This is a genomic window from Staphylococcus sp. HMSC069D12, from assembly GCF_001810405.1.
Classification (GTDB): domain Bacteria; phylum Bacillota; class Bacilli; order Staphylococcales; family Staphylococcaceae; genus Staphylococcus; species Staphylococcus haemolyticus.
Map to the genome: position 1 here is coordinate 36,766 of NZ_KV801105.1, position 18,651 is coordinate 55,416.

At 32.3% G+C, this 18,651-nt stretch carries 20 protein-coding genes; 19 read left to right on the top strand and 1 reads right to left on the bottom strand.

The features are described 5' to 3' along the window. Positions 1–97: 97 nt before the first annotated feature. The 18 genes from hemW to recO all read left to right on the top strand — a co-directional run bounded on the left by hemW (position 98) and on the right by recO (position 16,215). Positions 98–1,219, top strand: a complete 1,122-nt coding sequence (gene hemW / locus HMPREF2737_RS04950) for a radical SAM family heme chaperone HemW (RefSeq protein ID WP_037550682.1) — start codon at positions 98–100, stop codon at positions 1,217–1,219. 101 nt (positions 1,220–1,320) lie between these two features. Beyond that, positions 1,321–2,298 carry a heat-inducible transcriptional repressor HrcA gene (gene hrcA, locus HMPREF2737_RS04955; RefSeq protein WP_037550680.1) on the top strand — a complete coding sequence of 326 codons (978 nt, stop codon included), beginning with the start codon at positions 1,321–1,323 and terminating at the stop codon, positions 2,296–2,298. A gap of 31 nt (positions 2,299–2,329) precedes the next feature. Next, positions 2,330–2,956, top strand: a complete 627-nt coding sequence (gene grpE, locus HMPREF2737_RS04960) for a nucleotide exchange factor GrpE (RefSeq protein WP_037550678.1) — start codon at positions 2,330–2,332, stop codon at positions 2,954–2,956. A 50-nt stretch (positions 2,957–3,006) separates the two neighbouring features. After that, on the top strand, positions 3,007–4,830 hold the full coding sequence (gene dnaK / locus HMPREF2737_RS04965; protein WP_037550677.1) for a molecular chaperone DnaK: 1,824 nt from the start codon (positions 3,007–3,009) through the stop codon (positions 4,828–4,830). 151 nt (positions 4,831–4,981) lie between these two features. Further along, a complete protein-coding gene (gene dnaJ, locus HMPREF2737_RS04970) occupies positions 4,982–6,115 on the top strand; it encodes a molecular chaperone DnaJ (protein ID WP_037550675.1) in 1,134 nt (377 codons plus the stop codon). A 4-nt stretch (positions 6,116–6,119) separates the two neighbouring features. Next, entirely contained in the window at positions 6,120–7,058 is a 939-nt protein-coding gene (gene prmA / locus HMPREF2737_RS04975) for a 50S ribosomal protein L11 methyltransferase (protein WP_037550673.1), read from the top strand. A gap of 1 nt (position 7,059) precedes the next feature. Beyond that, positions 7,060–7,812 carry a 16S rRNA (uracil(1498)-N(3))-methyltransferase gene (locus tag HMPREF2737_RS04980; protein WP_037550671.1) on the top strand — a complete coding sequence of 251 codons (753 nt, stop codon included), beginning with the start codon at positions 7,060–7,062 and terminating at the stop codon, positions 7,810–7,812. 5 nt (positions 7,813–7,817) lie between these two features. Next, positions 7,818–9,164, top strand: a complete 1,347-nt coding sequence (gene mtaB / locus HMPREF2737_RS04985) for a tRNA (N(6)-L-threonylcarbamoyladenosine(37)-C(2))-methylthiotransferase MtaB (protein WP_037550669.1) — start codon at positions 7,818–7,820, stop codon at positions 9,162–9,164. Positions 9,165–9,293: 129 nt separating this feature from the next. Continuing rightward, the gene (rpsU, locus tag HMPREF2737_RS04990; protein WP_000048060.1) at positions 9,294–9,470 is read left to right on the top strand and encodes a 30S ribosomal protein S21; all 177 of its coding nucleotides are present in this window, start codon (positions 9,294–9,296) and stop codon (positions 9,468–9,470) included. Between the two features lie 196 nt (positions 9,471–9,666). Further along, positions 9,667–10,338, top strand: coding sequence for an NfeD family protein (locus HMPREF2737_RS04995; RefSeq protein WP_370741124.1), 672 nt, complete (start codon positions 9,667–9,669; stop codon positions 10,336–10,338). 12 nt (positions 10,339–10,350) lie between these two features. Then, positions 10,351–11,337, top strand: coding sequence for a flotillin-like protein FloA (floA, locus tag HMPREF2737_RS05000; RefSeq protein ID WP_037550667.1), 987 nt, complete (start codon positions 10,351–10,353; stop codon positions 11,335–11,337). Positions 11,338–11,355: 18 nt separating this feature from the next. Next, positions 11,356–12,045: a hypothetical protein gene (locus HMPREF2737_RS05005; protein WP_037550665.1), complete on the top strand. Its 690-nt coding sequence runs from the start codon at positions 11,356–11,358 to the stop codon at positions 12,043–12,045. 312 nt (positions 12,046–12,357) lie between these two features. Continuing rightward, positions 12,358–13,305 (top strand): PhoH family protein, encoded by a 948-nt coding sequence (locus tag HMPREF2737_RS05010; RefSeq protein ID WP_037550663.1) that lies wholly within the window; start codon positions 12,358–12,360, stop codon positions 13,303–13,305. Continuing rightward, positions 13,306–13,767, top strand: coding sequence for an rRNA maturation RNase YbeY (ybeY, locus tag HMPREF2737_RS05015; protein WP_037550661.1), 462 nt, complete (start codon positions 13,306–13,308; stop codon positions 13,765–13,767). A gap of 4 nt (positions 13,768–13,771) precedes the next feature. Next, the gene (locus HMPREF2737_RS05020; RefSeq protein WP_037550660.1) at positions 13,772–14,107 is read left to right on the top strand and encodes a diacylglycerol kinase family protein; all 336 of its coding nucleotides are present in this window, start codon (positions 13,772–13,774) and stop codon (positions 14,105–14,107) included. A 19-nt stretch (positions 14,108–14,126) separates the two neighbouring features. After that, on the top strand, positions 14,127–14,531 hold the full coding sequence (gene cdd / locus HMPREF2737_RS05025) for a cytidine deaminase (RefSeq protein WP_011275644.1): 405 nt from the start codon (positions 14,127–14,129) through the stop codon (positions 14,529–14,531). After that, the gene (gene era, locus HMPREF2737_RS05030; protein WP_037550658.1) at positions 14,532–15,431 is read left to right on the top strand and encodes a GTPase Era; all 900 of its coding nucleotides are present in this window, start codon (positions 14,532–14,534) and stop codon (positions 15,429–15,431) included. Positions 15,432–15,462: 31 nt separating this feature from the next. After that, on the top strand, positions 15,463–16,215 hold the full coding sequence (recO, locus tag HMPREF2737_RS05035; protein WP_037550657.1) for a DNA repair protein RecO: 753 nt from the start codon (positions 15,463–15,465) through the stop codon (positions 16,213–16,215). A gap of 77 nt (positions 16,216–16,292) precedes the next feature. On the opposite strand, the gene HMPREF2737_RS05040 is transcribed toward recO, so the two are convergent. Next, positions 16,293–17,684, bottom strand: a complete 1,392-nt coding sequence (locus tag HMPREF2737_RS05040; protein ID WP_011275647.1) for a glycine--tRNA ligase — start codon at positions 17,682–17,684, stop codon at positions 16,293–16,295. A 338-nt stretch (positions 17,685–18,022) separates the two neighbouring features. On the opposite strand from HMPREF2737_RS05040, the gene HMPREF2737_RS05045 reads away from it, so the two are divergent. Beyond that, on the top strand, positions 18,023–18,646 hold the full coding sequence (locus HMPREF2737_RS05045) for a transcriptional regulator CcpN (RefSeq protein WP_075140644.1): 624 nt from the start codon (positions 18,023–18,025) through the stop codon (positions 18,644–18,646). Positions 18,647–18,651: the final 5 nt, after the last annotated feature.

Here is an 18,651-nt window from a genome sequence, read left to right on the forward strand (position 1 = left end):
ATATCATAACAATAATGAATATTATTGATAAAGAAGCTACTAACTTATATTACTAAGTCTCAATCTCTTTTTTAAGTTATTAAAAAGGGGTGTAACATTGGAAGTTAAAAGTGCGTACATACACATACCTTTTTGTGTGAGAATTTGTACTTATTGTGATTTCAATAAATATTATATTGATAAACAGCCAGTAGATGAATACATTGATGCCTTAATAAAAGAAATGTCATTTAGTAAAACAAAAAAACTAGAGACCATGTACGTTGGAGGAGGCACGCCAACTGCACTAAGTGAAATGCAATTAGAACGTTTATTACAAGCGATAAATTCAAAATTCTCGATAAATGGCGAATTTAGTTTTGAAGTAAATCCAGATGAACTTACTTTAAATAAAGTTAAGTTACTTAAACAGTATGGTGTTAATCGAATTTCAATGGGTGTGCAAACGTTTAAACCTGAGTTATTAAAATTATTAGGACGAACACATAATACTCAAGATATCTATAATGCAGTAAATAATGCTAGGAAAGCTGGTATTAATTCGATAAGTCTTGACTTAATGTACCATTTACCTGAACAAACGATAGATGATTTTGCAGATAGTTTAAACCAAGCAGTTAATATGGATATTGACCATATTTCAAGTTACGGTTTAATACTTGAACCAAAGACACAGTTTTATAATATGTATCGTAAAGGGAAATTGAAATTACCGAATGAAGACTTAGGCGCTGAAATGTACCAATACCTAATGAAAACATTAAATCAAACCGACTTTAAACAATATGAAATTTCCAACTTTGCTAAAACTAATCATGAATCCGATCATAATAAAGTTTATTGGTTTAACGAGGAATATTACGGATTTGGAGCAGGTGCAAGTGGATATGTTGAAGGTAAACGCTATACAAATTTAAATCCAGTTCGCCACTATATTGATGCTATTAATAATGGAAACCGACCTGTTTTAACCTCTAGTTGTCCAACCTTGAACGAAAAGATGGAAGAAGAAATGTTTTTAGGCTTGAGAATGAATAAAGGAGTCAATCGTGAACGTTTCGAGGTAAAATTTGGTCAATCATTAGATGACATATTTGGAGAAACAATATTTCATTTAAAATCAAAACAACTTTTGGTTGAAACGGACGGAAACATCTCACTTACTGAAAGAGGAAAGGTTATAGGTAACGAAGTGTTTGAAGCTTTCTTATTAAATTAATAAAAAATCCAAAAAGTAAAGCTTTAACGTTGACTTACTTTGACCAATTTGATAAATTATAATTAGCACTTAGGACAAAAGAGTGCTAATGAGGTGAAAACATGATTACACAAAGACAATTAAGCATTTTAAATGCAATTGTTGAAGATTATGTTGATTTAGGACAACCTATAGGTTCTAAAGCTTTGATTGATAGACATCATTTAGATGTCAGTCCTGCAACAATAAGGAATGAGATGAAGCAACTTGAAGATTTGAACTTTTTAGAGAAGACGCATTCTTCTTCAGGGCGTTCACCTTCCGAAGAAGGGTTTAGACTTTATGTCGATCAATTGTTAAAACAAACCTCTCGTCAAAATAAAAATAAAATACAACGTTTAAATCAACTATTGATTGAGAATCACTATGATATTTCTTCAGCATTAAGCTACTTTGCAAATGAGTTGTCAATGAAATCTCATTATGCAACTTTAGTTGTACATCCAAAGCATAGTGAAGAAATGATTAATAATGTTCATTTGATTAAAGCAAATGATTCGATCATGATTTTAGTAATTATTTATAATTCTGGTCATGTTGAACATTTTCACTTGAATTCTTCACTTGGGTTATCACCCGATAGATTAATCGCTATTTCTAATTTTATTAGTAACAATAATTTAGAAATGCGCACCAAACTATCGAATAAAATTAATTCTTTTGCTAGCTCAAATGAAGAGAATCAATTTATTAATGACATTGTTAAGATGATAAATTCTCATATTAGCAAACAAAGTAATAGCATTTTCTTAGGTGGAAAGGTTAAACTAATTGATGCGTTAAATGAATCAAATGTTTCATCAATTCAACCAATTTTACAATATCTAGAATCTGAGAGAATCACTGAATTGCTCCAGACAATTACATCAAATGATATTAACGTTAAGATAGGAAAAGAAATTGATGAAAGTCTTAGTGATATATCCATTGTAACGAGTCAATATCACTTCGACAATTCATTAAAAGGTCAAATTGCGGTTATTGGACCTACAGCGATGCGTTATCAAAATGTGATTCAATTACTTAACCAAATATGGTGATTTTAATTGTAATTATATTGGAGGGTAAAAAATGACAGAAAAAGATGAATCAGTAAAAAGTAATTCTGAATATACTGAAGAACAAGAAGTTAAGAATGAAGAAACTTCAACAGTTGATAGTTTTGAAGGTAGTACTTCTGATAGTGATAATTCATCTAACGACAGTTCGAATGAAGTAAGTTCTGAAGAAACTGCAGTTGATCCTAAAGATGAAGAAATTCAGCAATTACAATTAAAAGCTAATGAAAATGAAGAGAAATATTTAAGATTATACGCTGAATTCGAAAATTATAAAAGACGAATTCAGAAAGAAAATGAAACTAATAAAACTTATCAATCTCAGCGTGTTCTAACTGACATTTTACCAACGATAGATAATATTGAACGCGCACTTCAAATTGAAGGTGATGATGAATCGTTTAAATCACTTCAAAAAGGTGTTCAAATGGTACACGAAAGTTTACTTAGAGCATTAAAAGATAATGGTCTTGAAGAAATCGAATCTGAAGGTCAAGCTTTTGACCCTAACTTCCACCAGGCTGTCGTTCAAGATGATAATCCAGATTTCAAATCTGGTGATATTACTCAAGAACTACAAAAAGGTTATAAGTTAAAAGATAGAGTATTGAGACCATCTATGGTAAAAGTAAATCAATAAATTGACGAAAAATACCATATATTAAATATTAAAATTGGAGGAATTTTATTATGAGTAAAGTAATCGGTATTGACTTAGGAACAACAAATTCATGTGTAGCTGTTTTAGAAGGCGATGAACCTAAAGTAATTCAAAACCCAGAAGGTGCTAGAACAACTCCATCAGTTGTGGCATTCAAAAATGGTGAAACACAAGTCGGTGAAGTAGCAAAACGACAAGCTATCACTAACCCAAACACTATACAATCAATAAAACGTCATATGGGTACTGACTATAAAGTAGATATTGAAGGTAAATCTTATACACCTCAAGAAATTTCAGCTATGGTATTACAAAACCTTAAAAACACTGCTGAAAGTTATTTAGGTGACAAAGTAGATAAAGCTGTTATCACAGTTCCTGCATATTTCAATGATGCTGAACGTCAAGCTACAAAAGATGCTGGTAAAATTGCTGGTTTAGAAGTTGAACGTATTATCAACGAACCTACTGCAGCTGCATTAGCATACGGTTTAGATAAAACTGATCAAGATCAAAAAGTATTAGTATTCGACTTAGGTGGCGGTACTTTTGACGTATCAATTCTTGAATTAGGTGACGGTGTATTCGAAGTACTATCAACTGCAGGTGACAACAAACTTGGTGGTGATGACTTTGACCAAGTAATTATTGACTACTTAGTGTCAGAATTCAAAAAAGAAAATGGCGTAGATTTATCTCAAGATAAAATGGCGTTACAACGTTTAAAAGACGCTGCAGAAAAAGCTAAAAAAGACTTATCTGGCGTTTCACAAACTCAAATTTCATTACCATTTATTTCAGCTGGTGAAAGTGGTCCATTACACTTAGAAATTAGCCTTACTCGTTCTAAATTTGAAGAATTAGCTGATTCATTAATTAGAAGAACTATGGAACCAACTCGTCAAGCATTAAAAGACGCTGGTTTATCAACTTCTGAAATTGACGAAGTTATTCTTGTAGGTGGTTCAACACGTATCCCAGCAGTTCAAGAAGCTGTTAAAAAAGAAATTGGTAAAGATCCTCATAAAGGTGTAAACCCAGACGAAGTAGTAGCAATGGGTGCTGCAATTCAAGGTGGCGTTATCACTGGTGATGTTAAAGATGTTGTATTATTAGACGTAACACCATTATCATTAGGTATTGAAATTATGGGTGGACGTATGAATACGTTGATCGAACGTAATACTACAATCCCAACTTCAAAATCTCAAGTTTATTCAACTGCAGCTGACAACCAACCAGCAGTGGATATTCATGTATTGCAAGGTGAACGTCCAATGGCATCTGATAACAAAACTTTAGGAAGATTCCAATTAACTGACATTCCACCGGCTCCACGTGGTGTACCACAAATCGAAGTAACATTTGATATTGATAAAAATGGTATCGTTAATGTAACTGCTAAAGACTTAGGTACTAATAAAGAACAAAATATTACTATTCAATCAAGCTCTGCTCTTTCTGATGAAGAAATCGACCGCATGGTTAAAGATGCTGAAGAAAACGCAGAAGCAGATAAAAAACGTCGTGAAGAAGTAGATTTAAGAAATGAAGCAGATAGCTTAGTATTCCAAGTAGAAAAAACAATTACTGACCTTGGCGACAATATAAGTGATGACGATAAATCTAATGCGGAAAGTAAAAAAGATGCTTTAAAATCTGCTCTTGAAGGGCAAGATATCGAAGATATTAAAGCTAAAAAAGAAGAACTTGAAAAAGTAATTCAAGATTTATCTGCAAAAGTATATCAACAAGCTCAGCAACAAGCCCAAGAAGGTACTCAACAAACTCAAAACGATAGCAATGTTGAAGATGCTGAATTTAAAGAAGTTAATGATGAAGATAAAAAATAATTGCTAACCGTTTGTAAAGTATGCTTTAATTAGCAAACTATTATGAATGTAAGCCAAAAAGTCAAAGTCAATTGAACATTGGCTTTGACTTTTTCTTTTATAACTTCGTTCTTTTAAACCTAGTAAATAATTAAGTTAAGGAGAGATGATTGTGGCTAAAAGAGACTATTATGACGTCCTAGGTGTAAGTAAAGATGCATCTAAAGATGAAATCAAAAAAGCATATCGTAAATTATCAAAAAAATATCACCCTGATATCAATAAAGAAGAGGGTGCAGATGAGAAATTTAAAGAGATTTCAGAAGCTTACGAAGTCCTAAGCGACGATAATAAAAGAGCAAATTATGACCAATTTGGTCACGACGGACCTCAAGGTGGTTTTGGTGGTCAAGGATTTAGTGGCCAAGACTTTAGTGGATTTGGCGGAGGTGGATTTGAAGACATCTTCAGTTCATTCTTTGGTGGCTCACGTCAAAGAGATCCTAATGCACCTAGAAAAGGTGATGATCTACAATATACAATGACACTAGAATTTGAAGAAGCTGTATTTGGAACTAAAAAAGAAATCTCAATTCGTAAAGATGTGACATGTCACACTTGTAATCGCGATGGTGCTAAACCAGGTACAAGTAAAAAAACATGTAGTTACTGTAATGGGGCAGGTCATGTGTCAGTTGAGCAAAATACAATTTTAGGTCGTGTAAGAACTCAACAAACATGTCCAAAATGTGATGGAACTGGTCAAGAATTCGAAGAACCATGCCCAACATGTCATGGTAAAGGTACAGAAAATAAAACAGTTAAATTAGAAGTAACTGTACCTGAAGGTGTAGATAATGACCAACAAATTAGACTTGCTGGCGAAGGAACACCAGGAGAAAATGGCGGACCACACGGCGACTTGTATGTAGTATTTAGGGTCAAACCATCTGATAAATTTGAACGTGATGGAGACGATCTTTATTACAATTTAGATGTTAGTTTCCCCCAAGCTTCTCTTGGGGATGAAATAAAAGTTCCAACACTTAATGGTAATGTTATGTTGACAATTCCTTCTGGCACTCAAACTGGTAAACAGTTCAGATTAAAAGATAAAGGTGTCAAAAATGTTCATGGATATGGTCATGGTGATTTATTTATTAATATTAAAGTAGTTACACCTACAAAACTAACAGATAGACAAAAAGAAATAATGAGAGAGTTTGCTGAATTAAATGGTGAATCGATTGAAGAACAACCATCTAATTTTAAAGATAGAGCACGCAAATTCTTTAAAGGAGAATAAGCGAATGAACTGGACAGAACTTTCGATTGTTGTAAACCATGAAGTTGAACCTTTAGTTACTGATATATTAGAAAATTATGGATCAAATGGTGTTGTAATTGAAGATTCTAATGATTTAATTAATCAACCTGCCGATAAATTCGGTGAAATTTATGAACTGAAACAAGAAGATTATCCTGAAAAAGGTGTCCGATTAAAAGCTTATTTCAACGAATTAAAGTTTGATGATTCTTTAAGAAATAAAATTAAGGCAGCTGTTACTAACCTTGAAAATATTGATTCAACTGTTTTAGATTTTTCTGAGCAAACTATAGCTGAAGTAGATTGGGAGAACGAGTGGAAAAATTATTTTCATCCCTTTAGAGCCTCGGAAAAATTCACAATTGTGCCAAGTTGGGAACAATACACTAAAGAAGATGATTCTGAAAAGTGTATTGAATTAGACCCAGGTATGGCATTTGGAACTGGAGATCATCCAACAACAAGTATGTGTCTAAATGCAATTGAGACCTACGTTGATCCTGACAATTCCGTTATTGATGTTGGAACAGGTTCTGGTATATTAAGTATTGCCAGTCATTTACTTGGAGTTAAAAGAATTAAAGCTTTGGATATTGATGAATTGGCTGTTAACGTTGCTAAAGAAAATTTTGCTAAAAATCATTGTGAAGATGCAATTGAAGCTGTACCAGGAAACTTATTAAAGAATGAAACTGAAAAATTTGATATTGTTATTGCAAATATTTTAGCTCATATTATTGAAGATATGATTGAAGATGCTTATAATACTCTAAATAAAGATGGTTATTTTATAACATCAGGTATTATAGAGGAAAAACATAAACACATATTAAATCAAATAGAAAATGTTGGATTTGATATTAAATCAGTAAATCATGACAATGGTTGGGTATGTATTGTAGGTCAGAAAGTGAGTGAATAATTTGCAAAGATACTTTATCAATCAAAACGCTGATGAAAGTCAGCGTTTTTTTATAACAAATAAAGAAGATATACATCATATTATTAATGTGATGAGAAATACAATTGGTAATCAGATTATTATAACATTTAAAGATAAAATAGTTTTTAAATCGGAAATTATTACTATTGAAAATGAGTCAATTGAAATTAAACTAATAGAGCAGATTGATATCAATTCAGAGTTACCAGTACAAGTTACTATATGTAGTGGATTAATTAAAGCCGATAAATATGAATGGCTAATTCAAAAAGCTACTGAATTAGGTGCTGATAGTTTTATAGCTGTAGAAATGGACAGATCTATAGTAAAGCTTACCTCAAATAAAGTTCAAAAAAAATTAGAACGTTGGCAAAAGATTATTAAAGAGGCTGCTGAACAAAGCTATCGCTTAATTATTCCTAATATAATTTTTAAGTCGAATTTAAATGAGATTTATGATACTATTAATCATTATGACTATATCTTGTTAGCATACGAAGATGAAGCAAAACGTGGTGAAGTTAGTCTTTTTAAAGAAACCTTGAAAAAGTTTAAAACTAACGATCGTATTTTATTAATATTTGGTCCTGAAGGCGGCTTTTCAGAAAATGAAATCACTTTATTAAATGAAACGAGTTTCAATGTTGGTTTAGGACCTCGAATTTTACGGGCAGAAACGGCGCCACTTTACGCTTTAAGTGCTATCAGTTATGAAAATGAATTAATGGGGTGAATATTATGTCAACAGTTGCGTTTCACACATTAGGTTGCAAAGTAAACCATTATGAAACTGAAGCAATTTGGCAATTATTTAAAGACGCTGATTATGACAGAGTTGATTTTGAAACTAATGCAGACGTCTTCGTAATCAACACTTGTACAGTAACAAATACTGGAGATAAAAAAAGTAGACAAATAATTAGAAGAGCAATTCGACAAAATCCAGACGCAGTGGTATGTGTGACAGGGTGTTATGCTCAGACATCTTCTGCAGAAATCATGGAAATTCCTGGCGTAGATGTAGTGGTGGGTACACAGGATAGACATAAACTATTAGACTATATCCAACAATTCAGAGAAGAACGTCAACCAATCAATGGTGTTGGAAATATCATGAAAAATCGTACATATGAAGAATTAGATGTACCATATTTTACTGATAGAACAAGAGCTTCACTAAAGATCCAAGAAGGGTGTAATAATTTCTGTACATTTTGTATCATACCATGGGCGCGTGGATTAATGCGTTCACGTGATCCAGAAAAAGTGGTTGAACAAGCTACTCAATTAGTTAACGCTGGTTATAAAGAAATTGTTTTAACTGGTATTCATACCGGTGGCTATGGTCAAGATTTAAAAGATTATAATTTGGCACAGTTACTCCGTGATTTAGAAGAAATTGATGGACTTGAACGAATTAGAATTTCTTCTATTGAAGCCAGTCAATTAACAGATGAGGTCATTGAAGTTCTAAAACGTTCAAATAAAGTTGTTAGACATTTACATGTTCCATTACAATCAGGTTCAGATACTGTCTTAAAACGAATGAGACGTAAATATACTATGGAACATTTTTCAGAAAGAATCATGAAATTACATGATGCATTACCAAATTTAGCTGTTACAAGCGATGTTATAGTTGGATTTCCAGGTGAAACGGAAGAGGAATTTCAAGAAACTTATGATTTTATTGTTAAACACAAATTCTCTGAATTACATGTTTTCCCATATTCAGCTAGAATTGGTACACCTGCTGCACGTATGGATGATCAAATTGATGAAACTATCAAAAATGAACGTGTGCATAAATTAATCACATTAAGTGATCAATTAGCTAAAGAATATGCCTCTAAATTTGAAGATGAAGTTTTAGAAGTCATTCCTGAAGAAGCTAGCGAGATAGAAGGAACATTGGTGGGGTATGCTGACAACTATATGAAAGTACAATTTGAAGGCAATGACTCTTTAATCGGTCAAATTGTAAAAGTAAAAATCGCTAAAGCTGATTATCCTATTAATACAGGTAAAGTCGTGAGAATTGTAGAACACGCTACGAACCAATCTGAAGAAGGCGTATTATTATAATTTTTAAAATTTATAATAATTTGGAATTGACCATAATAAATTCATATATTATACTAAGTAAAGCATAGTTGTATCCTACTATGCAATGACTTTAAAGTTCCGTTGATATTTGGAGGGAGGGAAATACAGATGTCTAAAACAGTAGTACGTAAAAATGAATCACTTGAAGATGCATTACGTAGATTTAAACGCTCAGTATCTAAAAGTGGTACTATCCAAGAAGTACGTAAACGTGAATTTTACGAAAAACCAAGTGTTAAACGTAAAAAGAAATCAGAAGCTGCACGTAAACGTAAATTCAAATAATTAATAACTCTGTTGACTCCCTCAACAAGAATATTAATTATATATATGCTCTCGATTAGTTAAACTAGTCGAGAGCTTTTTTATGTTAAAGATTCTACTATCACTATTATAACTAAGTGTATTCATGTATAATCGAAATTGAGAGCGAGGTGAAATTGTGAACTATTTCAATGCAATACATACAATTATCAATTCCATTTTAACCACTAATAATTTATTTAATAATCTATCCCAGTTCGTAACGAGTCCATTAATATCACTTATATTAACATGTATCATTTTTTTAGGCTTTTTATATCAATTGTATTCGAAGCGTATTAATTTTGCAGGAATTATTGCAATGCTTGCACTTTTAATTCTCTTTCTCGGTTTTTTAATAAACGGTGATGTTAATCTGATTTCTGTATTGCTATTCTTCGTTGGAGCAATACTCGTTATTATTGAATTATTTGTCATTGGTGCGGTCATAGGTATTATTGGTATATCACTGATTATACTTAGCATAATAATGTTAGGAGATAACATTCTCTTGATGCTATTAAACGTTGTGATTGCGTCAATATTGGCAATTATTGAATGGGTGATATTAGTGAAATGGTTTAAAAGGAAAATTCCATTTTTAGATAAAGTTGTGTTAAAAGATTCTACTAATTCAGAAGCAGGATATAGATCTCACGATGATCGTTCTCATTTAGTTGGTCAAACAGCTCGTACTGTGACAGATTTAAGACCTGCAGGAATTATAACGCTTGATAATGAAAGAATAGATGCCGTATCAGATGGCGCTTTTATTTTAAGAAATAAAGAAGTTAAAATTCTTGAGGTAGAAGGATCTAGAGTTGTTGTTAGAGAAATTGAAAATACATAGAGGAGTGGTTAAATGTTTGGATTAGGCATTATAGTTATAGCAGTAATCATTGTCATTGCTTTACTAGTGTTATTCTCATTTGTCCCAGTAGGACTTTGGATATCAGCAATTGCTGCTGGAGTTAAAGTAGGTATTGGAACATTAGTAGGTATGAGATTACGTCGAGTATCACCACGTAAGGTAATTGGTCCATTAATTAAAGCACATAAAGCAGGTTTGAACCTTACAACAAATCAATTAGAATCACATTACTTAGCGGGGGGTAATGTAGATAGAGTAGTCGATGCTAATATTGCTGCTCAACGTGCAGATATTAACTTACCATTCGAACGTGGTGCAGCTATTGACTTAGCTGGACGCGACGTTCTTGAAGCAGTTCAAATGTCTGTAAACCCTAAAGTAATTGAAACACCGTTTATTACTGGTGTTGCAATGAACGGTATAGAAGTAAAAGCGAAAGCTAGAATTACTGTACGTGCAAACATTTCTCGTTTAGTTGGTGGTGCCGGAGAAGAAACAATCATTGCTCGTGTAGGTGAAGGTATTGTTTCTACTATTGGTTCAAGTGAGCATCATACACAAGTACTTGAGAACCCTGATAACATTTCTAAAACTGTCTTAAGTAAAGGTCTTGATTCAGGTACAGCCTTCGAAATTTTATCTATTGATATCGCTGACGTAGATATTGGCAAAAATATCGGTGCCGACTTACAAACAGAACAAGCACTTGCAGATAAGAATATTGCACAAGCTAAAGCTGAAGAACGTCGTGCTATGGCCGTAGCTTCTGAACAAGAAATGAAAGCGCGTGTTCAAGAAATGCGTGCTAAAGTGGTTGAAGCAGAATCTGAAGTTCCACTTGCGATGGCAGAAGCATTACGTGAAGGCAATTTGGGTGTCAAAGATTACTACAATTTAAAAAACGTAGAGGCTGACACTGGTATGAGAAATGCGATAAACAAACGTACTGAACAAAATGAAGATGAATCACCAAAGTAAAATTTAAGGGGTGATTAGATGAATATTGGTATTATAATTTTTATAATATCCATAATTGTTACAGGTATTAGTGCGATGAGGGATAAGAGTCATGAACAAAGAAAAAATCAAAGACCCCCTCAGCCAAAAGAGTCAACTTCTGACAAAAAAGAAACTCATGAAAAAGGTTTTTTTGAGCAAATTGAAGAAGCATTTAGTGAGTTAGAAAAGGAATTTACAAACGAAGATAAACCATCTAACAAACAAAAGAAAGATAAACAGCCTAACACAAAACGTGTTTATCAGGATCAAAAACTTGAAAAAGAAATCGAAAAAGAGAGTGTACCAGAGGAATTAGAGCGTTCTACAAGACAACGTGGTAGAGTTGAAAGAGAAACACGTCAATCTGCCAATTCACGCGAGAGCAATAGAGACTCGAATAAACTTCAAAAAGAATTAGAAAAGCAACTTGTAGACGATTTATATAACGTACGTACAGAAATCGACCGTGAAAAAGAAAAACAACTTTCTAGAATTGAAAATGAAGCAAGAGCTATTATCAATGATAAAAATCTATCTGAACGTACCAAACGCTATAGATTAAAACAATTGTTAAATAGTAAAGCAATAGAACAAGATATGACACATCAAAGTTTTCAGTTTGATAATGATCCTGTTGTAAATGGTATTCTATGGCAAGAAATTCTCAATAAACCTAAACAATTATAATTTGAAGAAATGTTATTATTTTATAATTAAAAATTATATTTAACCCGAATTTCATTTTTAAATGATTTTCGGGTTGTTTTATTTAAATAAAAAGAAAAGGCTCATATTACAATTTAATAAATCAGCACACAAAGCCAATTAAATTTGTATACTTTAACAGACTTTAGTAAAATTTAAATGAAAGTTAATTTACTAAACACAATTAAGTTTTACTTTTTTGAAGATTAACAAATCATGTTTAATTTTTGAATCTTAAGTGAAACTAATATAATCAAAAGATTTTACATTGTTTAAGTGAAAAGGAGCGCTTGTATGCCAGGAATAATTCAAATAGACGATATTAACCATTCTCAAGCATTAATTGGTAATAATGATGAACATATTAATGCGATTGAGGAGGCATTTGATGTCGAAATACATGCTCGTGGCCAAGAAATAGCAGTTAAAGGCCAAAAAATAGAGCCTGTAGAAAAGTCAGAATTAGTTCTTAAAAATTTATTAAAAGTAATTGAAATGGGTAACACAATTACATTAAAAGATGTAGAAGCTGCAATAAAAATGGCTAAAAATGATACAATACATCACCTTATTGATTTATATGATGAAGAAATTACAAAAGATGCTTATGGAAAAACTATTAGAGCAAAAACTATGGGACAAAGACTATATGTTAATGCAATGAAGAATAATGACTTAGTCTTTGGCATTGGGCCTGCAGGTACTGGCAAAACTTTTTTAGCAGTGGTATATGCAGCTAAACAATTAAGAAAGGGCTCAGTAAAACGTATTGTATTAACAAGACCAGCTGTTGAAGCAGGAGAGTCTCTTGGATTTTTACCCGGTGATTTAAAAGAAAAAGTAGACCCTTATTTGAGACCTCTTTATGACGGATTAAACACTGTATTAGGAAGAGAACAAACAGCTCGATTTATAGAGAGAGGTACTATTGAAATTGCACCTTTAGCCTATATGCGTGGTCGTACACTTGATGATGCGTTTGTGATTTTAGATGAAGCTCAAAATACAACGCATGCTCAAATGAAGATGTTCTTAACACGACTTGGGTTTGGTTCTAAAATGGTAGTAACAGGAGATCAAACTCAAATCGATTTACCAAAAGGTGTTAAAAGTGGACTAAAAGAAGCAGTCAAAAAATTACATGGTGTCAAAGGAATTAATATTATGCAATTAGATCAAAGTGATGTTGTAAGACACCCATTAGTAAGTAAAATAATTGATCGCTATGAAGGAGACATTTAAATGTTTACAATTGATTTTAATGATCATACAGACCTGGTAAATGAATCTTGGTATCATCAGATTGAAGATTTACTAAATTTTGCTAAAGAACAAGAGCAAATTAACGAGGATGCTGAACTTTCAGTCACATTCGTAGATAAAAATGAAATTCAAGAAATAAATAAAACTTATCGCGATAAAGATAAAGTAACAGATGTTATTTCATTCGCTCTTGAAGAAGACGAACCAGAAATTGTTGGACTAGATATGCCTAGAGTTCTCGGTGATATTATTATCTGCACTAATGTAGCTGAAGAGCAAGCTGACTCATACGGGCATTCATTTGAAAGAGAACTTGGATTTTTAGCGCTTCATGGATTTTTACATTTATTAGGTTATGATCATATGAATGAAGAAGATGAGAAAGAAATGTTTGGCCGTCAAGACACTATACTAAATGCATATGGATTGACTAGAGATTAAACATATTAAACGTTTTAAACATACGTATGATGGGTTAAAAACGCTTCTTCTAAAAGATCATAATTATTTACTACATATCATTGTTGCTCTTATAACAATTATTTTAGGTTATATTTATCAATTGAGTGCTATAGAGTGGTTATTTATATTACTAGCCATCTTTTTAGTATTAACCATAGAAGCAGTTAATACTGCAATTGAATGTGTAGTTGATTTGGTTACAATGGATTATCACGAACTTGCTAAACAGGCTAAAGATATTGCCGCATTTAGTGTTATGTTGGTATCAATATTTGCTCTAATAACTGGATTAGTTATATTTTTACCTCATATTTTCTAACTATAAAGGGGATGTTTAAATGACTTATCAATCACATTATTTTCAAGAAGCTAGAGAAGCTCAAAGCCGTGCGTATGTACCATACAGCAACTTTAAAGTAGGTGCTTATTTAAAGACCAAAGACGGCCGTACGTTCTATGGTGCTAATGTTGAAAATGCAGCTTACCCTGCTACCATTTGTGCTGAACGTTCTAGTTTAGTGGCCGCAATTTCTGAAGGTTATCGACCTGGAGATTTTGAATCAATAACAGTAACTGTTGATTCTGAAAAACCGTCTTCTCCTTGCGGAACTTGTAGACAGGTACTTAAAGAATTATGCGATGATGATATGCCGGTATATATGACAAACCATAAAGGGGAATTACTTGAGTCAACTGTGGGAGATTTATTACCACATGGCTTTTCAGGAAAGGATTTAGAATAAATGACACAACATAAGTCAGGATTTGTATCAATAATAGGAAGACCGAATGTAGGAAAATCTACATTTATGAATAGAGTTATTGGCCATAAAATTGCAATTATGTCCGACAAGGCTCAAACAACTCGAAATAAAATCCAAGGTGTAATGACTAGAAATGATGCACAAATCATATTTTTAGACACACCGGGTATTCATAAGCCTAAACACAAATTAGGTGATTATATGATGCGTGTTGCAAAAAATACTCTATCTGAAATTGATGCAATCATGTTCATGGTTAACGTTAATGAAGAAATCGGTCGTGGCGATGAATATATCATGGAAATGCTAAAGAATGTTAAGACGCCCGTTTTCTTAGTATTAAATAAAATCGATTTAGTTCATCCTGATGCTTTAATGCCAAGAATAGAACAATATCAAAAATACATGGATTTTACTGAAATCGTACCAATATCAGCTTTAGAAGGACTAAATGTTGACCATTTTATAGATGTGTTGAAAACATATTTACCTGAAGGTCCAAAATACTATCCAGATGATCAAATCTCAGATCACCCTGAACAGTTTGTTGTCAGTGAAATCATACGTGAGAAAATTTTACATTTAACTAGTGAAGAAATTCCGCATGCAATAGGCGTAAATGTAGATAGAATGATTAAAGAAAATGACGAGCGTGTTAGAATTGAAGCTACTATTTTTGTTGAGAGAGATTCACAAAAAGGTATTGTTATCGGTAAAGGTGGCAAGAAACTAAAAGAAGTCGGTAAAAGAGCAAGACATGATATTGAAATGTTACTAGGCTCAAAAGTTTATTTAGAACTATGGGTAAAAGTTCAAAAAGATTGGCGAAATAAAGTTAATTTTATTCGTCAAATGGGATATATTGAAGATCAAGATTAAAAATATTTGATTTTAGAAAGGTCGTGAAACTATGCTCGAAAAACAAAAAGGTATCATCATAAAGTCCGTAGATTATGGAGAATCTGATAAAATTATTACAATATTAAACGAGCATGGTGCAAAAATACCATTAATGGTTAGACGAGCTAAAAAATCAAAAACAGGTTTGCAAGCCCATACGCAACTATTTGTGTATGGCTTATTTATTTATAATAAATGGAAAGGTATGGGTACATTAAGTTCAGTTGATGTTATCAATCAATATTATTATTTACGTTTAGATATATTTAATAGTAGCTATGCTATGTTATGTGCAGAGGCAATTGAACGTTCTATGGATGATGATGACATTTCACCGTTCCATTACCAACTTTTACACTTCGTACTCGAAAAGATTTCAAATGGTGATTCAGCTCAATTAATGTCAATTATAGTTCTTTTAAAATGTATGAATCGTTTTGGGTTTACAGCATTTTTTAATCACTCAGCTATTTCAAATAGCTTTGATCAATCAAAATTAGTTGCGTATAGTTTTGTATATGATGGAACTATTCTTGAATCAGAATTACACAAAGACCCACATGCCTTTCGAATATCTAACAAAACGTTATACTTATTAGATGTTTTACAAAAATTACCAATTGATAAAATGAATCAATTTAACATTAGCCAAGAAATATTAGATGAAATGTCAGAATTAATATTATTAATTTATAAAGAATATGCAGGCATGTACTTTAAAGGTCAAAAGCTAATTAACCAACTTAAACGTATAGAATATTAATATCCAACAATACACACACTTAAAACCCCACCACAAAGAAATTTGAGGTGGGGTTAGTACTAATTATTCACATTTTATTAGAATGCCACTTTTTCAGCTAAAAATGTTTCTAACTCTGAAATAGGCATACGCACTTGTTCCATTGAATCACGGTCACGTACTGTAACTTGATTATCTTCTAATGAGTCAAAATCAAATGTAATACAATAAGGTGTACCAATTTCATCTTGTCTACGGTAACGTTTACCAATTGATTGAGACTCGTCAAAATCAATTGCAAATTTAGAACTTAATTGTTCGAAAATCTTAATAGCTTCTTCAGATAATTTTTTACTTAATGGTAAAACAGCCGCTTTATAAGGTGCTAGAGCAGGGTGGAAATGCATCACTGTACGTGCATCTTTGCTTCCTTCAACACCTTCTTCTTCATATGCATCACATAAGAATGCTAATGTAACACGATCAGCACCAAGAGATGGTTCAATACAGTATGGAACATACTTTTCGTTTGTTTCAGGGTCGTGATATTTAAAGTCTTCACCTGAATGTTCACTATGTTTTTTCAAGTCAAAGTCAGTACGGCTTGCGATACCCCATAATTCACCCCAACCAAATGGGAAGCGATATTCGATATCTGTCGTAGCATTAGAGTAATGAGATAACTCTTCTTCGTCATGGTCACGTAATCTCATGTTTTCTTCATTGATATTTAAATCTTTTAACCATTGACTAGCAAATGTTTTCCAATAATTTTGCCATTCAATTTCTTCGCCAGGTTTACAGAAGAATTCCAATTCCATTTGTTCGAATTCTCTAGTTCTGAAGATGAAGTTTCCTGGTGTAATTTCATTACGGAAAGACTTACCAATTTGACCAATACCAAATGGTAATTTTTTACGCATAGAACGTTGCACGTTTTTGTAATTCACAAAAATACCTTGTGCAGTTTCTGGTCTTAAGAAAATTTCATTTGTAGAATCTTCCGTAACACCTTGGAATGTTTTAAACATAAGATTAAATTGACGAATATCTGTCCAATTAGCAGTTCCACTTACTGGACACACAATACCTTCATCATCAATAATACGTTTCATTTCATCGAAACTCAAACCATCAGCGATAAAGTTTTCGTCGCCTTTTTCTTTTTGCATGTAATCTTCAATTAATTTATCTGCACGATAACGAATCTTACTATCTTTATTGTCAATCATAGGATCATTAAAGTTACCTAAGTGACCTGAAGCTTCCCAAGTTTTAGGATTCATTAAAATTGCAGCATCAATACCAACATTAAATGGTGATTGAGTTATGAACTTCTGCCACCATGCTTTTTTTACGTTATTTTTTAATTCAACACCTAATGGGCCATAATCCCATGTATTTGATAATCCACCATAAATATCACTACCAGGAAATACAAATCCTCTGTGTTTCGCTAATGATACAATTGTTTCCATATCTTTAACCATATAATCTCTCCTTATTTAATACATAAAAACGCCCCAAGACAATAAATAAATGTATTAATTACATTTATCATTATCTTGGGACGAGTTAATTTATTTTACTATATTGTTTTAATATAGTTGATACCTTAATAACCCGCGGTTCCACCCAAATTAGTGTAGCCACTCTCTTTTATAAAGTTTTAATATTAGCCAAATTAAAATTGTTAAGCTTACACCATCCTTAACTCGCTTACTATTAGTTTAATAGATTGATTATTTAATAGCAAGAAATTATATGTATTTGTAGCTACATAAATAAATAGGTATAATAGACGTGAATAAAAAAGGGGTGAAGACCTATAGAACTTAGTAAAAGACAAGAGCAAATCATTGAAATAGTCAAAAGCGGTGGACCTATTACTGGAGAACACATTGCCGAAAAATTAGATTTAACGCGTGCTACTCTAAGACCTGACCTAGCAATTTTAACTATGTCCGGTTTTTTAGAAGCTAGACCTCGAGTGGGTTATTATTATTCAGGAAAATCAAAAAACAAATTAATGACCGATAAATTACGCCAATATGTTGTTAAAGACTATATGTCTCCACCAGTCATTGTAAAAGAAGATATGACTGTTTATGATGCTATTTGTACCATCTTTTTAGAAGACGCAGGTACTTTATTCATTACAAATGAGCATAATGATTTTATAGGCGTTTGTTCAAGAAAGGATTTGTTACGAGCATCTATGATTGGAGAGGATATTCATACAATGCCTATCAGTGTAAACATGTCTAGAATGCCTAACTTAACTTATTTAGAAGAAGATGAACTTATTATATATGCTGCAGATCAAATGATAGAGAAAGAAATCGACTCAATACCCATTGTAAAAAATAAAGGTAATAATAAATATCAAGTCACTGGTAGAATTTCAAAAACAACAATTGCAAAATTATTTGTATCATTATTTAAAGAATAGGTGGT

What these genes read in the sequence shown, in the direction of transcription:
- hrcA (WP_037550680.1), top strand. Translation starts at nt 1,321, where the DNA reads ATGATTACACAAAGACAATTAAGCATTTTAAATGCAATTGTTGAAGAT.
- ybeY (WP_037550661.1), top strand. Translation starts at nt 13,306, where the DNA reads ATGTTTACAATTGATTTTAATGATCATACAGACCTGGTAAATGAATCT.
- HMPREF2737_RS05040 (WP_011275647.1), bottom strand. Translation starts at nt 17,684, where the DNA reads ATGGTTAAAGATATGGAAACAATTGTATCATTAGCGAAACACAGAGGA.
- HMPREF2737_RS05005 (WP_037550665.1), top strand. Translation starts at nt 11,356, where the DNA reads ATGAATATTGGTATTATAATTTTTATAATATCCATAATTGTTACAGGT.
- mtaB (WP_037550669.1), top strand. Translation starts at nt 7,818, where the DNA reads ATGTCAACAGTTGCGTTTCACACATTAGGTTGCAAAGTAAACCATTAT.
- recO (WP_037550657.1), top strand. Translation starts at nt 15,463, where the DNA reads ATGCTCGAAAAACAAAAAGGTATCATCATAAAGTCCGTAGATTATGGA.
- rpsU (WP_000048060.1), top strand. Translation starts at nt 9,294, where the DNA reads ATGTCTAAAACAGTAGTACGTAAAAATGAATCACTTGAAGATGCATTA.
- grpE (WP_037550678.1), top strand. Translation starts at nt 2,330, where the DNA reads ATGACAGAAAAAGATGAATCAGTAAAAAGTAATTCTGAATATACTGAA.
- era (WP_037550658.1), top strand. Translation starts at nt 14,532, where the DNA reads ATGACACAACATAAGTCAGGATTTGTATCAATAATAGGAAGACCGAAT.
- prmA (WP_037550673.1), top strand. Translation starts at nt 6,120, where the DNA reads ATGAACTGGACAGAACTTTCGATTGTTGTAAACCATGAAGTTGAACCT.
- cdd (WP_011275644.1), top strand. Translation starts at nt 14,127, where the DNA reads ATGACTTATCAATCACATTATTTTCAAGAAGCTAGAGAAGCTCAAAGC.
- dnaK (WP_037550677.1), top strand. Translation starts at nt 3,007, where the DNA reads ATGAGTAAAGTAATCGGTATTGACTTAGGAACAACAAATTCATGTGTA.
- floA (WP_037550667.1), top strand. Translation starts at nt 10,351, where the DNA reads ATGTTTGGATTAGGCATTATAGTTATAGCAGTAATCATTGTCATTGCT.
- HMPREF2737_RS05010 (WP_037550663.1), top strand. Translation starts at nt 12,358, where the DNA reads ATGCCAGGAATAATTCAAATAGACGATATTAACCATTCTCAAGCATTA.